Below are 13,004 nucleotides of genomic sequence, written 5' to 3'. Positions count from 1 at the left end.
AGTAAAATCAGTGATTTTGCCGATCTCCGGTCCCGGGTCCCCGGTCCTGGAATTCTTATGTTCAAACGATCCGAAAAAGTTGCCGAGGCGGTGCACGAACTGGTTTCCGAACTGCTCGTGAAGGGGTTGAAGGACCCTCGCATCGGTTTTGTCACCATAACGGGGGTCAAGGTTACCGATGATCTCCACCTGGCGAAGGTTTATTTTACCGTCATCGGCAGCGATGAGGAAAAGAAGGCCACCCGGGCGGGCCTGAACAGTTCCCGGGGTTTTGTTCGCAAGGAGATGGGGAAAAAGTTCCGGATGAGGTACGTGCCGGACGTGGAGTTCATCTACGACGAGTCGGTGGAGTACGGCATGCGCATCGAATCCATTCTCAAGGAAATCAGCAGCGGAGAACCGGGTAATGATTGAGCAGATCATCGCGGAAATTGCTGCCGGCAGCAATTTTCTCGTCACCACCCACGAAAGCCCCGACGGCGATGCAGTCGGCTCTTCCCTTGCCCTTGCCAATTATCTGCGACGGCTCGGCAAGGATGTGACGGTCCACTACTGTGATCCCGTTCCTGACATCTACCGGTTCCTGCCGTTGGCGGACACCGTCCTTTCAAGCATACCGGACCGGGATTTCGACGTCTGCTTCGTTCTCGATGTGGGGGAGTTTCGCCGTGCCGGCAAGGAGCTGGCCGGATTCAAGCGGATCAGTAAATTTATCAATATCGACCACCACCTGAACTGCGAGGAATTCGGAGCACTGAACCTCATCGATTCCCAAGCGTGCGCCACCGGCGCGCTGATATACCGGATCATGAAAGCGGCCGGCCATGAGGTCGATTATGATACGGCCCTCTGCATCTATACGGCGATTATTACCGATACCGGCTCCTTTCGGTATTCCAACTCGAACCCCGAGGCCTTCGCCATCTCCGGTGAGATGATCGCACGGGGAGTTAATGCCTGGTTCATTGCGGAGCAGCTCTATGAAAGCCAGCCCCGCCAGCGACTGGAGCTTCTGGCCCTTTCCCTTGCAACGCTGGAAGTTTCGCCGCGCGGCGATCTCGCTGCCATTGCGGTTACCTTGGACATGTACGAGAAGACTGGCACGAATGCCGAGCTGACCGACGGTTTCGTGAATTATCCCCGCTCGATCCGGGGGGTGGAAGTGGCGGTCTTCTTCCGGGAGATCAATCCGGGATTCTACAAGGTCGGTTTCCGTTCCAAGGGGAAGGTTGATGTTTCGTCACTGGCTGCCAATTTCGGCGGCGGTGGCCATCATAACGCAGCGGGATGCAACATGGCCGGGACGCTGGACGAGGTGAAACAGACCGTCTTTGCCCGCCTCCAGCACGTTATGTGAGCATGGACGGATTTCTGGTCGTTGACAAGCCGGCGGGGATGACGTCCCACGACGTCGTCGCCCGGGTGCGGCGTATCCTGGGCCAGAAGAAGGTCGGTCATACCGGGACGCTTGATCCCTTTGCCACAGGAGTTCTGCCGATCGCCCTGGGTGAGGGTACCAAGGCCATCCCTTTTCTGGACGAATCGCGCAAGGAATACCGTGCAGTCATGCGCCTGGGTGAGGCAACCGACACCCAGGACCTGACCGGTCAGGTGGTTTCCCATGGGGACTGGTGCCAGTTGACGCCAGACCGGATCGAGGCCGTTGCCCGGCTCTTTGTCGGCGCCATCAGCCAGGTACCCCCAATGTTTTCGGCGCTCAAACGGAATGGTGTCCCCCTGTACAAGCTTGCCCGCCAGGGAGCTGAAGTCGAGCGTCAACCGCGGGACATCGAGATATTCTCCTTGGTCCTCGAACGGATTGAGCTTCCCGACGTTGTCTTTTCCGTTAGCTGTTCTCGCGGCACCTACGTGAGGACTTTGGCAGCCGATATCGGCGAACGCCTTGGCTGTGGTGCCCATCTCCGCGAACTGCGGCGAACCCGTAGTGGACCTTTTGTCATCGCGGATACCGTGACCCTCGAACAACTGGCAGAGGCGGCAGCGTCCGGCAAGCTTGATTCCTTGGTTGTTTCCCCGCTGGCGGCACTTTCGCCGTTACCGGAATTCCCGCTGACTGAACGGGGGGCGGCAAAGATCGGCAACGGGATCGTTCCCGATGGCGACGACCTGGAAACCGGCCGGGACGTGACACTGTCTGGTGGCCGGGTGCGGCTCTCCCACGGGGGGCGACTGGTGGCGGTGGCCGAAGCTGCAGTAGCGGATGGCGGAAGACACGCACAAATCCAGCGGCTTTTGAGAGTGTTTCACTAGGTTTGCCCTTTACATGTACCGGTCTTTGTGGTAAAAGACTTGATGCACCGAAAAACAACGATGCCTGACCGGGCCGTTGATTATATTCAACTACTATGAACGATGAAAGGGGGTGTGACCAGATGCTGGTAACCCAGAAAAAGCAGGAAATTATCAATACCTATAAGCTGCATGACAGCGACACCGGGTCTCCTGAAGTGCAGATTGCCATTCTGACCGAGCGGATCACGTACCTGACCGAGCATTTCAAGATTCACAAGAAGGATCACCACAGCCGCCGCGGTCTGCTGAAGATTGTCGGCCAGAGACGACGGCTCCTCGATTACCTGAAAAGCAAAGATGTGGAAAGATACAAGGTCGTCATCGAGAAACTCGGCATAAGAAGGTAAGAAAAGGCAGTATATCTCTGGCGTCTGTCAGGGATATATTGCCTTTGCTTTTTTTCACCAATGGGCTGCAAGGCCCATTTATTTTGTTGGGGGCGTGGATCGAGCAGCCAAGCCGGCAGGTTTTGCTGTTGCATCGACGGCCCCAACTGCCAACAATCAAGGCTAGAGGAGACCGTAACAAGATGGAACAAAAAGTACAGGTAGAATTCAGTGGCAGGACCATAACCATCGCTACCGGCAAGATGGCAAAGCAGGCCAACGGCGCGGTGGTCGTGAGTTGTGGCGACACCATGGTGCTGGTGACGGCGGTGGCGACCAAGACGGCGAAGGAGGGGCAGGATTTCTTCCCCCTGACTGTCAATTATCAGGAGAAGGCCTATGCGGGAGGTAAGATCCCCGGTGGCTTCTTCAAGCGCGAAGCACGCCCGTCGGACAATGAGACCCTCACCTGCCGGCTCATCGACCGGCCGATCCGGCCGCTTTTCCCCGAGAACTTCCTCAACGACACCCAGATCATGGCCACGGTCATCTCTGCGGACAAGGACAACGACCCCAGTATCCTTTCCATGATCGGCGCCTCAGCCGCCCTGGAAGTCTCCGATATCCCCTTCTTCGGCCCCATCGCAGGTGTGAAGGTGGGCCGGGTCGATGGGGAATTCGTGGCCAACCCGACTGCAGAGCAGCTGGAAATGAGCGACATCGAGATCGTCGTCGCAGCCAGTAAAGATGCCATCTGCATGGTAGAAGGTGGTGCGGCGATCGTACCCGAAGAAGTCATGCTGGAGGCGATCTTTTTCGGTCATGCCGCAGTTCAGCCCATCCTGGCTGCTCAGGAAGAGTTGAAGAAGAAAGCTGGCGTCCCCAAGCGGGAGATCACTCCCCCGGTAGTTGACGAGGCTCTCAGGGCCCGTGTTTCCGACCTGGCCTACGCAAAGATGAAGGAAGCCGTCAGGATCAAGACCAAGGGTGAGCGTCACGACCGGATCGATGCCATTACCGGTGAGGTTCTGGAGGCGCTGCTCCCCGACTACGAGGGGCGCGCGAAGGAAATCAAGGGAATCCTCGGCGATTTCGAATACATCCTGGTGCGCGAGCATATCATCAAGGACGGCGAGCGGATCGATGGGCGGGACACTAAGACCATCCGGCCGATTACGACCGAGGCCAGCCTGCTCCCCCGTGCCCATGGCTCGGCGCTCTTCACCCGGGGTGAGACTCAGGCCCTGGTTGCTGCTACTCTCGGGACCTCCAGCGACGAACAACGGATCGATTCACTCTACGGTGAAAGCAAGAAGCGTTTTCTCCTTCACTACAACTTCCCGCCGTTCTCGGTGGGTGAAACGAGTTTCCGGCTCGGACCTGGCCGCCGCGAGATCGGCCACGGCGCCCTTGCCGAACGGGCCTTGGCACGGGTACTTCCCAAGCACGATGACTTTCCCTACACCATCCGTATCGTTTCCGATACCCTGGAGAGCAACGGTTCCTCGTCTATGGCCACGGTCTGCGGCGGGTCCCTGTCCATGATGGATGCCGGTATCCCCATATGCGCTCCGGTGGCCGGCATCGCCATGGGGCTCATAAAAGAAGGGGACGATGTTGCCATCCTCTCCGACATCCTCGGTGACGAGGACCACCTGGGGGACATGGACTTCAAGGTAGCCGGCACTGCCGAAGGTGTCACCGCCCTCCAGATGGACATCAAGATTACCGGCGTTTCCAAGGAGATCATGAAGAAGGCCCTCGCCCAGGCCCGGGAAGGACGGCTCCATATACTTGGCAAGATGGCGGAGACCCTTTCCGCATCACGTCCCGACCTTTCAACCTACGCACCGCGCATCACCACCATCTGGGTAAAGACCGACAAGATCCGCGACGTCATCGGTTCCGGCGGCAAGAACATTCGCGGGATCACCGAGGCGACTGGCGTTTCCATCGACATCGAGGATAGCGGCAAGATCAACATCGCGAGCCACGACAAGGCCGCCTGCGACCTGGCCATCAAGATGATCCGGGACCTGACCGCCGAGGCTGAAGAAGGCAAACTCTACATGGGGACTGTCAGAAAGGTCATGGAGTTCGGCGCCTTCGTGGAGATTTTCCCGGGAACCGATGGTCTGGTGCACATCTCCGAACTGGACAAAGAGCGAGTCAAGAACGTCACCGATATCCTGAACGAAGGGGACAAGGTCCTCGTCAAGTGTATCGGTATAGACAAGCAGGGGAAAATCAAACTCTCCCGCAAGGAAGCCCTTGGGGCAACCCTGCCGGAAAACTGAACCGCCGGCACTCCGCCCGGAAGTTGACAGGAAGAGGCGGCGATGCATATCGCCGCCTCTTTTTTCGGTTAACGGCGGGGACGTATCCATTGACCGCGTGGAAATTTATCCGTTACACGGTATAGTAGACCTATGATCAATAAAACCATTCTGGATAGCGGCATCCGGGTTATTACCGAGCAGATGCCCCACGCCCATTCCGTTTCCATCGGCATCTGGGTGGCCAACGGTTCCCGCCATGAGCTTCCTGGTCTGAACGGCGTCGCCCATTTCATCGAACATCTCATGTTCAAGGGGACGGAACATCGCAGTGCCTTGGATATTGCCCGGGAGATAGATTCGATGGGAGGGGTGCTGAACGCCTTTACTAGCCGCGAATACGTCTGCTACTATGCCAAGGTGCTCGACGCGTTTCTCCCCCGGGCTATTGACCTTCTGGCCGATATCTTCCTTAATTCCCGTTTCGACAGCGATGAGATAGAAAAGGAACGCAAGGTCATTCTCCAGGAGATCGGCATGCTGGAGGATAATCCGGACGATTACATTCACGACCTGTTCCACCAGAATTTCTGGCGTGGTCATCCCCTTGGCATGTCCATCATCGGCAGCGAGGAGAGCGTCAACGGCCTTACCCGCTCATCGATTGTCGACTACAAGGATACGATGTACCGGGCGGAGGACATTATTGTTACCGCCGCCGGCAATGTCAGCCATAAAAAGCTTCTCGAACTGCTGAACGGCCTTTTCACTGCCATCGCCGGAGGGAGCGGACGGACTGATTGCCAGCAACCGGTCTATGAGAAAAAGGTAGAACTTATCCACAGAGAGCTTGAGCAGGTACACATTTGCCTCGGGAGCCGTGGCCCGGCCCAGAACCACCCTCAGCGGTTCTCCGCCTTTATCCTCAACACCATCCTGGGAGGGAGCATGAGTTCACGCCTGTTCCAGGAGGTACGGGAGAAACTCGGCCTTGTCTACTCCATCTATTCATACATGGCTTCCCATTCCGATGCCGGTTCCCTGGTCATTTATGCCGGGACGAGCCGTGAGCGCTGTACGGATGTGCTGGAGATCATCCTGCGTGAACTCAGACGCCTGAAAGAGGAACCGGTTTCACAGGTTGAACTGGATTCTGCTCGCGAACAATTGAAGGGGAACCTTCTCCTTTCCCTTGAAAGCAGCGACAACCGCATGTCAAAGCTGGCAAAAAACGAGATCTATTTCGGATGCTACCAGCCTATAGCCGAAATCATGGACGGTTTCGACCGGGTCACCTTGGAAAGCCTGCTCCAACTAAGCCATGAATTCCTCGATGATGCCAGCTTTACTCTGGAAATGATGGGGAAGCTGGACGACGTTAACCTTACGACCGCGGATATCACGCTCTAGATGCCTCCGATGACCGACGATTCAACGAAAATTCCGGTACGGATCAAGCGGGTGAGGGGGGGGGGCAATCCTCTCCCCCACTACATGACCCATCATGCCGCCGGCATGGACCTCTATGCAGATTTGGCCGCTGACGTGGTGCTCCGACCAGGGGAGCGCTTCCTCGTTACTACCGGCATCGCCATTGCCCTTCCTGCCGGGTACGAAGCTCAGGTGCGCCCCCGGAGCGGTCTGGCCCTCAGGCACGGCATCGCCTTGGTCAATTCCCCCGGCACCATCGACGCGGATTATCGTGGAGAGATCGGGGTGATTGTCATCAACCACGGTATCGATCCGTTCACTATAAAGAGTGGCGAACGGATCGCCCAACTGGTGGTGGCGCAAGTCTGCCGCGCGTTATTGGTAGAGGTCAACGACCTTGACGAGACCCGTCGTGGTGACGGTGGTTTCGGTCATACGGGGCGATGACGGTGTGAATTTGCCAGGGCTGTTCACTTTTGCATGAAAAGGAATGACGATGAATGATCCGCGGATTGCCAGGCTGGCAGAAGTTCTGGTCAACTATTCCACCCGGGTGAAAAAGGGTGATGTGGTGCTTATCAGCGCCAGTGGCTTCGAGGCGGCACCACTCGTCAAGGAGCTTTACCTCCAGTGTCTCGGCAAGGGGGCTCGCTATGTGGAGTACGATTTTTCCCTTCCCGAACTGAGCCGCCATTTCTATAACCGTGCCAGCAGGGAGCAGTTGACCTATTTCCCCCAGCACAAGCTCGACTTCATGAAAAAGGTGAACGTCTTTATCGCCATCTCCGCCGGCGACAATTCCATGGCCCTGGCCAAGGCGCGGCAGGAGGGGATGATCGAGTACGCCAAGGTGGTCAGGCCGATCAGCGACTGGCGGGTCGAGCACACCCGCTGGGTCATCACCCGGTATCCAACCCACGGTGCTGCCCAGGAAGCCAAGATGAGCCTGGAGGAGTACGAGGATTACCTCTTCGCTGCCTGCTGTATCGATTGGTCGCAGGAGTCGCGGAAACAGGACAAGCTGAAGAAGCTGATGGACAAGGCCGACCGGGTCCGGATCGTTGCATCCGATACCGATCTTTCCTTCAGCATCAAGGGACTTCCCGGCATCAAGTGCGACGGGCGGTTCAACATACCTGACGGCGAGGTATTCACCGCACCGGTCAAGGAATCGGTGGAAGGGCATATCACCTACAACTGCCCCACCCTGTACCAGGGGAAGGAGTTTACTTCTGTCCGGCTGGAGTTCCGCAAGGGGAAGATCGTCAAAGCCACATCCCCCGGCATGGACGGGGAGCTCAACAGGATTCTCGATACCGATCCCGGTGCCCGCTATGTCGGTGAGTTTGCCATTGGCGTGAACCCCGGCATTACGGAGCCGATGAGGAACATCCTCTTCGACGAGAAGATTTTCGGCTCGATCCATTTTACTCCCGCCCAGTGTTACGACGAGTGTGACAACGGCAACCGCTCGGCAGTCCACTGGGACATGGTGAAGCTGCTCAAGGGGGACGGGGAGATATGGTTCGACACTACCCTTATCCAGAAGGATGGCCGGTTCGTGCACAAGAGCCTGCTCGACCTCAACCCGCGTGATTGACATGCTACTGGCGATAAATCCGGATAATCCGCAGGAACGGCTGATTGCCAAGGTTGTAGAGGTGCTGGAGAGTGGAGGCATCATTGCCTATCCCACCGACACGACCTACGGCATCGGTTGCAGTATCTTCAACAAAAAGGGGATCGAGCGGATATACCTCCTCAAGCAGCGTGAGAAGAAAAAACCCTTTTCGTTCATATGTTCCGATCTCTCCGAAGTTGCCCGCTATGCCAAGGTGAGCAATTATGCCTTCAAGGTTATGAAGCGCCTCCTGCCGGGCCCCTATACCTTCGTCATGGAAGCCTCCTCCATTGTTCCCGATCTCGTGCAGACCAAACAGAAGACCGTCGGGATCAGGATTCCCGACAATCCGATCTGCCTCTCCCTGGTACAGAAGCTCGGTCATCCCATCATTACCACCAGTGCCAACCTTTCGGGTGAAGAACCGATAGGCGATCCCTTCCTCGTCGAACAGTCTATGGGGAAGCAGCTCGACCTCATTGTCGACGGGGGGTTCCTGTCAGCCGAGGTGAGTTCGGTAGTCAGCCTGGTGGGTGGTGTCCCCGAAGTGCTTCGCAAGGGGATGGGGGACGTGAGCTGGTGCGTTTGAAAGGCTGCCTCATTACATGAACACACGTACTGTCAAGTCGGGTCTGAACCTGATAATTGCCGGCATAGTCGCCATTACTCTCGCCACGTTCTTCAACAACGACGTCACCCAGCTTCTTTCACTCACGGTCTCGGGACAGAAACGTTTTATTGCGCTCGGACTCTTTTGTGGTGGCCTTTGCAGTGGTCTGGGAATCATGATTGCCCTTGCAGGAGTACTCCGCAGTGGGACGGACAATCGCGTGAGGCTCGCACGCACCATTCTGGTTCTCGTTGCAGCTATAGCGCTTTTTTTTGCCCTTTTCTTCCGAAGTATCAATTCACCTCATCAACCTCCGCTCAGACCGGGTGAGACAATAATCATCTGATGGCCCGCGTCGTAATCAAACAACTGGGCTGATGGCTTCGTCGGAGGTTACTCAACGCACGTTTCCGCATGTCTATGTCGCCCCCTTCTTGCCGGCTGGTTCTGATTTTTATTGCTCCACGATGTGAGACAAACAGTGGTTTGCCAGGCGTCGAGGACGACATCCTTTCTTCTTGCAAATTACGGGTGAATAGGGTATTAGAAATGTGCCCGCAACTGGGGACTTGGCATACCCTAGTGACTGATTTTCCTTGACAAAAACTTCCCCATCTATATACTGGAAAGCTTTGGATGCGGCGCTACGGGTTATTAAGTGAAAATTCGCGTACATGACATAAAAGACAAAGAGCTGGTGCTTGTCGGTGAGGAGCAGGTCGTCGATTACCCGACCCTGCATGCAATGGAGACGGCCGGCGAATGCCGTTTTGTGAAGCCGCTCTCCGTAAGCCTCACCATCATCAGGGAATATGACCATATAAGGGTTCATGGTAGCGTGGCAACTTCCGTTGGTATGGGGTGTTCCCGCTGTCTTGGTGAAACCGTGCATGATGTGGCGTCGGCATTTACCATCTTCTATTCAAAGGACACAGGGCTGCCTCAGGACGAAGAAGAGGTTGAACTGGCCGAGGAAGATCTCATATCGGCTACCTATGAAGGGGAAGAAATAGATTTTTCCGCCGAGATTGCCGAGCAGGTGCTGCTGGCAATTCCCTTCAAGCCTCTTTGCCGGGAGGATTGCCGGGGGCTTTGTGGCAACTGTGGTGCAGACCTGAATGTGGCCGAATGCGGCTGCGACCGGCAGGGCATTAATCCGAAATTCAGCGCCTTGAAGAACTTCAAGGCAGAAAAGTAAAGGAGAACTACCATGGCAGTACCTAAGAAGAAAACGTCCAAGTCCCGCAAGAATATGAGAAGGGCACATGATTTCCTTACCCCGCCCAATGCTTCGACCTGCCCCCAGTGCAAGGCCCCCAAACTTCCCCACCGTGCCTGTCCTTCCTGCGGCACCTATAAAGGCAAAGAAGTTCTGAAGGCAGAAGATCTGTAAGTTTGTTGTCCCGGCCCTCCCGGCCGGACAGCCATGCCTAGGGGTCATATGAGAGTTGCTGTTGATGCGATGGGTGGCGATAACGCTCCGGTTGTCGAAGTTGAAGGGGCTGTAGCCGCTGTGAGGGAATTTGGCATTCCCGTTACTCTGGTGGGCGATACCGACAGGCTTCGTCAAGAACTTGCAAAACACGATTGCAAGGGGCTTGATATCGTTGTACACCACGCAAGCGAAGTTGTGGGGATGCACGATTCACCGTCGGATGCCGTAAGGAAGAAAAAAGACTCTTCCATCCGGGTCGCCTTTGAACTGGTGAAGGCAGGAAAAGCGGCTGCAGTGGTGAGTGCCGGCAACTCCGGTGCGACCATGGCGGCAGGGATGTTCGTACTCAAGCGCCTTCCCGGTATTGACCGACCGGCCATAGCCCAAGTTTTCCCCACGCTGCGCGATCGCACACTGGTGCTGGATGTGGGGGGGAATGTGGATTGCAAACCGCTCAACCTTGTCCAGTTTGCCATCATGGGGGAGGTGTACGCACGTTCCGTGATGGGGATTGCCACCCCCCGCATCGGCCTGCTTTCCAACGGTGAAGAGGAGAGTAAAGGGAACGACCTGACCCGGGAAACCACCGCCATCCTGAAAAAGATACCCTTTGATTATGCTGGCTATGTGGAAGGGCGTGACATCTTTTACGGTCTCGTGGACGTAGTGGTCTGTGACGGTTTTGTCGGCAACGTGGTGCTGAAGCTGTCAGAGGGGCTCGCCGAGGCGGTGGGGAAGATGCTCAAGGATGAATTCAAGCAGAGCTTGATTGCCCGGGTCGGTTACCTCCTCGCCCGCAAAGCGTTCAACAATTTCAAAAAGAAGGTGGATTATGCCGAGTACGGCGGCGCGCCGCTCCTTGGCATCAACGGCGTCGGCATGATTAGTCATGGCGGCTCCAATGCCAAGGCGATAAAGAATGCCATCCGGTTTGCCCATGAATTCGTAGAAAAAGGGGTGAATGAGCGAATGGCGGAAAAGCTCCAGGCAAATTACCCAATTACCGTACAACAGCGCGAGCCATTGCAGGATCAGGCGACCGGTTAGATAAGGTGGAGCGGATGCAGCGGGCTACGATCACCGGCACCGGTTCAGCGGTGCCCGACAGGATTCTGACCAATCTCGATCTGGAAAAAATGGTGGATACCAGCGACGAATGGGTAACCACCAGGACTGGCATTAAGGAACGGCATATAGCTGGAGACGGCGAGTTTACCTCGATGTTTGCCACCCGGGCTGCCGAGGGTGCCCTGCAGATGGCCGGTGTCCATGCGGATGAGCTTGACCAGATTATCGTCGCCACCGTTACTCCCGATTTCCCCTTTCCTGCAACCGCATGTATCGTGCAGCATAACCTCAAAGCAACGAAAGCAGCTGCCTTCGATATATCAGCAGCCTGCTCCGGTTTTCTCTATGGCCTTTCCCTTGCGGACAAGGCAATCCGCTGCGGCGCCGCCAGCAAGATCCTGGTGATCGGGGCGGAGGTCCTCTCCCGTATCGTTGACTGGACTGACCGGAACACCTGCTGTCTGTTTGGTGATGGCGCCGGTGCGGTGGTCGTTGAGGCCAGGGAAGGGGAGGCTGGGATACTTTCTACCCACATCCACAGTGACGGCAGCTACTGGGAGCTCCTCTGCCAGCGGGGGTGCGGAAATCGCAATCCGGCGACCCAGAAGACGCTCGACGACAGGCTCATCTATATTTCCATGCAGGGTAACGAGGTGTTCAAGCTGGCGGTGCGGGCCATGGAAGAGGTTGCCCACGAAGCGCTGAATTCCAACAACCTGACGGTAGGCGATATCGATCTTTTCATCCCCCACCAGGCCAACCGACGCATAATCGATGCCATTGGCAAGCGTCTCGGGCTGGATGGAGACAAGGTCTACGTCAATCTCGAACGCTACGGGAACACGTCCGGTGCCTCCATCCCGATTGCTCTCGATGAAGTGAATCGGTCCGGTCGGCTCAGGAAAGACGACCTCCTGCTGTTCGACGCTTTCGGCGGCGGGCTCACCTGGGGATCGGTCCTGGTGCGCTGGCAGTCCTAGAAAGGAATCCATTTCCCATGAAGGCATTCATTTTTCCCGGTCAGGGGTCCCAGTATGCAGGTATGGGGAAAAATCTGGCCGACAATTTCTCTCTTGCCCGGCATACCTTTGCCGAGGCTGACGACGCCCTGGGGGCCAAGCTTTCCACACTCTGTTTCGAGGGGCCGGAAGAAGACCTCAAGCTCACCACGAACACTCAGCCGGCGATTCTCGCCACGAGTGTAGCCGCGTTGCGGGTTCTGAAGGCGGAAACCGGCCATGCAGCTGCGTACCTGGCTGGTCATTCCCTCGGTGAATATTCCGCCCTCGTGGCAAGCGGTGCCATGGAGTTCGGTGACGCGCTCCGGACGGTCCGTTCCCGTGGTGCCTTCATGCAGGAAGCGGTACCGGTCGGCGTAGGGGCCATGGCTGCCATACTCAGTATCGAGGCCGATGTCCTTGCTGCGATCTGTACCGAAGCGGCGCAGGGAGAGGTGGTTTCTCCGGCGAATTTTAATTCTCCCGGACAGATTGTGATTGCCGGTCACGCAGGCGCGGTCAACCGGGCCATCGAGATCGCAAAGGGACGGGGTTTCAGGAAGGCTATGCTGCTGCCGGTAAGTGCACCGTTCCATTCTCCTCTCATGGTGCCGGCCGGAGAAAGGCTTGCGGGGGTGCTGGACGGTGTTGCGTTGAACGATCTGGCGGTTCCTGTGGTTACCAATGTGGAGGCGAAGGTCAACGGTGACAAGGGGCGTGTGAAGGACCTGCTGGTTCGTCAGGTGAGCGCGCCGGTATTGTGGGACGCGTCGGTTCAGGAAATGGTAAGTCTTGGTGTCACCTCGTTTATCGAGATCGGTCCCGGCAAAGTCCTGTCCGGCCTGGTGAAGCGGATCAATAAAGAAGTCACCACTGCCAATTTTGAAGATGCGGCCGGTCTTGCGGCTCTTTTTGCTTAAGTCCCA

15 protein-coding genes are annotated in these 13,004 nt (G+C 56.6%); all 15 read left to right on the top strand.

Annotation, left to right across the window (positions count from 1 at the left end; translation table 11 throughout):
* Positions 1-57 precede the first annotated feature (57 nt).
* The 15 genes from LDN04_RS14310 to fabD all read left to right on the top strand — a co-directional run bounded on the left by LDN04_RS14310 (position 58) and on the right by fabD (position 12,998).
* The gene (locus tag LDN04_RS14310; RefSeq protein WP_223911994.1) at positions 58-414 is read left to right on the top strand and encodes a ribosome-binding factor A; all 357 of its coding nucleotides are present in this window, start codon (positions 58-60) and stop codon (positions 412-414) included.
* On the top strand, positions 407-1,357 hold the full coding sequence (locus LDN04_RS14305) for a bifunctional oligoribonuclease/PAP phosphatase NrnA (RefSeq protein ID WP_223911991.1): 951 nt from the start codon (positions 407-409) through the stop codon (positions 1,355-1,357). Before LDN04_RS14310 ends, LDN04_RS14305 begins: the two co-directional genes overlap by 8 nt.
* 2 nt (positions 1,358-1,359) lie before the next feature.
* Positions 1,360-2,271 carry a tRNA pseudouridine(55) synthase TruB gene (truB, locus tag LDN04_RS14300; protein WP_223911988.1) on the top strand — a complete coding sequence of 304 codons (912 nt, stop codon included), beginning with the start codon at positions 1,360-1,362 and terminating at the stop codon, positions 2,269-2,271.
* A gap of 122 nt (positions 2,272-2,393) precedes the next feature.
* Positions 2,394-2,660: a 30S ribosomal protein S15 gene (gene rpsO / locus LDN04_RS14295; RefSeq protein ID WP_214175946.1), complete on the top strand. Its 267-nt coding sequence runs from the start codon at positions 2,394-2,396 to the stop codon at positions 2,658-2,660.
* A 182-nt stretch (positions 2,661-2,842) separates the two neighbouring features.
* Entirely contained in the window at positions 2,843-4,936 is a 2,094-nt protein-coding gene (pnp, locus tag LDN04_RS14290; protein WP_223911986.1) for a polyribonucleotide nucleotidyltransferase, read from the top strand.
* A gap of 132 nt (positions 4,937-5,068) precedes the next feature.
* Positions 5,069-6,325: a pitrilysin family protein gene (locus tag LDN04_RS14285; protein ID WP_223911983.1), complete on the top strand. Its 1,257-nt coding sequence runs from the start codon at positions 5,069-5,071 to the stop codon at positions 6,323-6,325.
* A gap of 9 nt (positions 6,326-6,334) precedes the next feature.
* On the top strand, positions 6,335-6,793 hold the full coding sequence (gene dut / locus LDN04_RS14280) for a dUTP diphosphatase (protein ID WP_223911980.1): 459 nt from the start codon (positions 6,335-6,337) through the stop codon (positions 6,791-6,793).
* A gap of 49 nt (positions 6,794-6,842) precedes the next feature.
* Positions 6,843-7,946 carry an aminopeptidase gene (locus tag LDN04_RS14275; RefSeq protein ID WP_223913401.1) on the top strand — a complete coding sequence of 368 codons (1,104 nt, stop codon included), beginning with the start codon at positions 6,843-6,845 and terminating at the stop codon, positions 7,944-7,946.
* Between the two features lies 1 nt (position 7,947).
* The gene (locus LDN04_RS14270; RefSeq protein ID WP_223913400.1) at positions 7,948-8,556 is read left to right on the top strand and encodes an L-threonylcarbamoyladenylate synthase; all 609 of its coding nucleotides are present in this window, start codon (positions 7,948-7,950) and stop codon (positions 8,554-8,556) included.
* A gap of 16 nt (positions 8,557-8,572) precedes the next feature.
* Positions 8,573-8,923, top strand: coding sequence for a hypothetical protein (locus LDN04_RS14265; protein ID WP_223911977.1), 351 nt, complete (start codon positions 8,573-8,575; stop codon positions 8,921-8,923).
* Between the two features lie 312 nt (positions 8,924-9,235).
* Complete coding sequence (locus LDN04_RS14260) at positions 9,236-9,775, top strand: DUF177 domain-containing protein (RefSeq protein ID WP_223911974.1); 540 nt, start codon at positions 9,236-9,238, stop codon at positions 9,773-9,775.
* A gap of 12 nt (positions 9,776-9,787) precedes the next feature.
* Entirely contained in the window at positions 9,788-9,970 is a 183-nt protein-coding gene (rpmF, locus tag LDN04_RS14255) for a 50S ribosomal protein L32 (RefSeq protein WP_214175938.1), read from the top strand.
* Positions 9,971-10,018: 48 nt separating this feature from the next.
* Positions 10,019-11,059 carry a phosphate acyltransferase PlsX gene (gene plsX, locus LDN04_RS14250; protein WP_223911971.1) on the top strand — a complete coding sequence of 347 codons (1,041 nt, stop codon included), beginning with the start codon at positions 10,019-10,021 and terminating at the stop codon, positions 11,057-11,059.
* Between the two features lie 14 nt (positions 11,060-11,073).
* Positions 11,074-12,060: a beta-ketoacyl-ACP synthase III gene (locus LDN04_RS14245; RefSeq protein WP_223911968.1), complete on the top strand. Its 987-nt coding sequence runs from the start codon at positions 11,074-11,076 to the stop codon at positions 12,058-12,060.
* Positions 12,061-12,077: 17 nt separating this feature from the next.
* Positions 12,078-12,998 carry an ACP S-malonyltransferase gene (gene fabD, locus LDN04_RS14240; protein ID WP_223911965.1) on the top strand — a complete coding sequence of 307 codons (921 nt, stop codon included), beginning with the start codon at positions 12,078-12,080 and terminating at the stop codon, positions 12,996-12,998.
* The last annotated feature ends 6 nt before the right edge of the window (positions 12,999-13,004 follow it).

The organism is Geobacter sp. AOG1 (genome assembly GCF_019972315.1).
Taxonomy (GTDB): Bacteria; Desulfobacterota; Desulfuromonadia; order Geobacterales; family Geobacteraceae; genus Geomobilimonas.
Note: the sequence above shows the minus strand (reverse complement) of the source record. Positions and strands in the feature narration are given on the sequence as shown.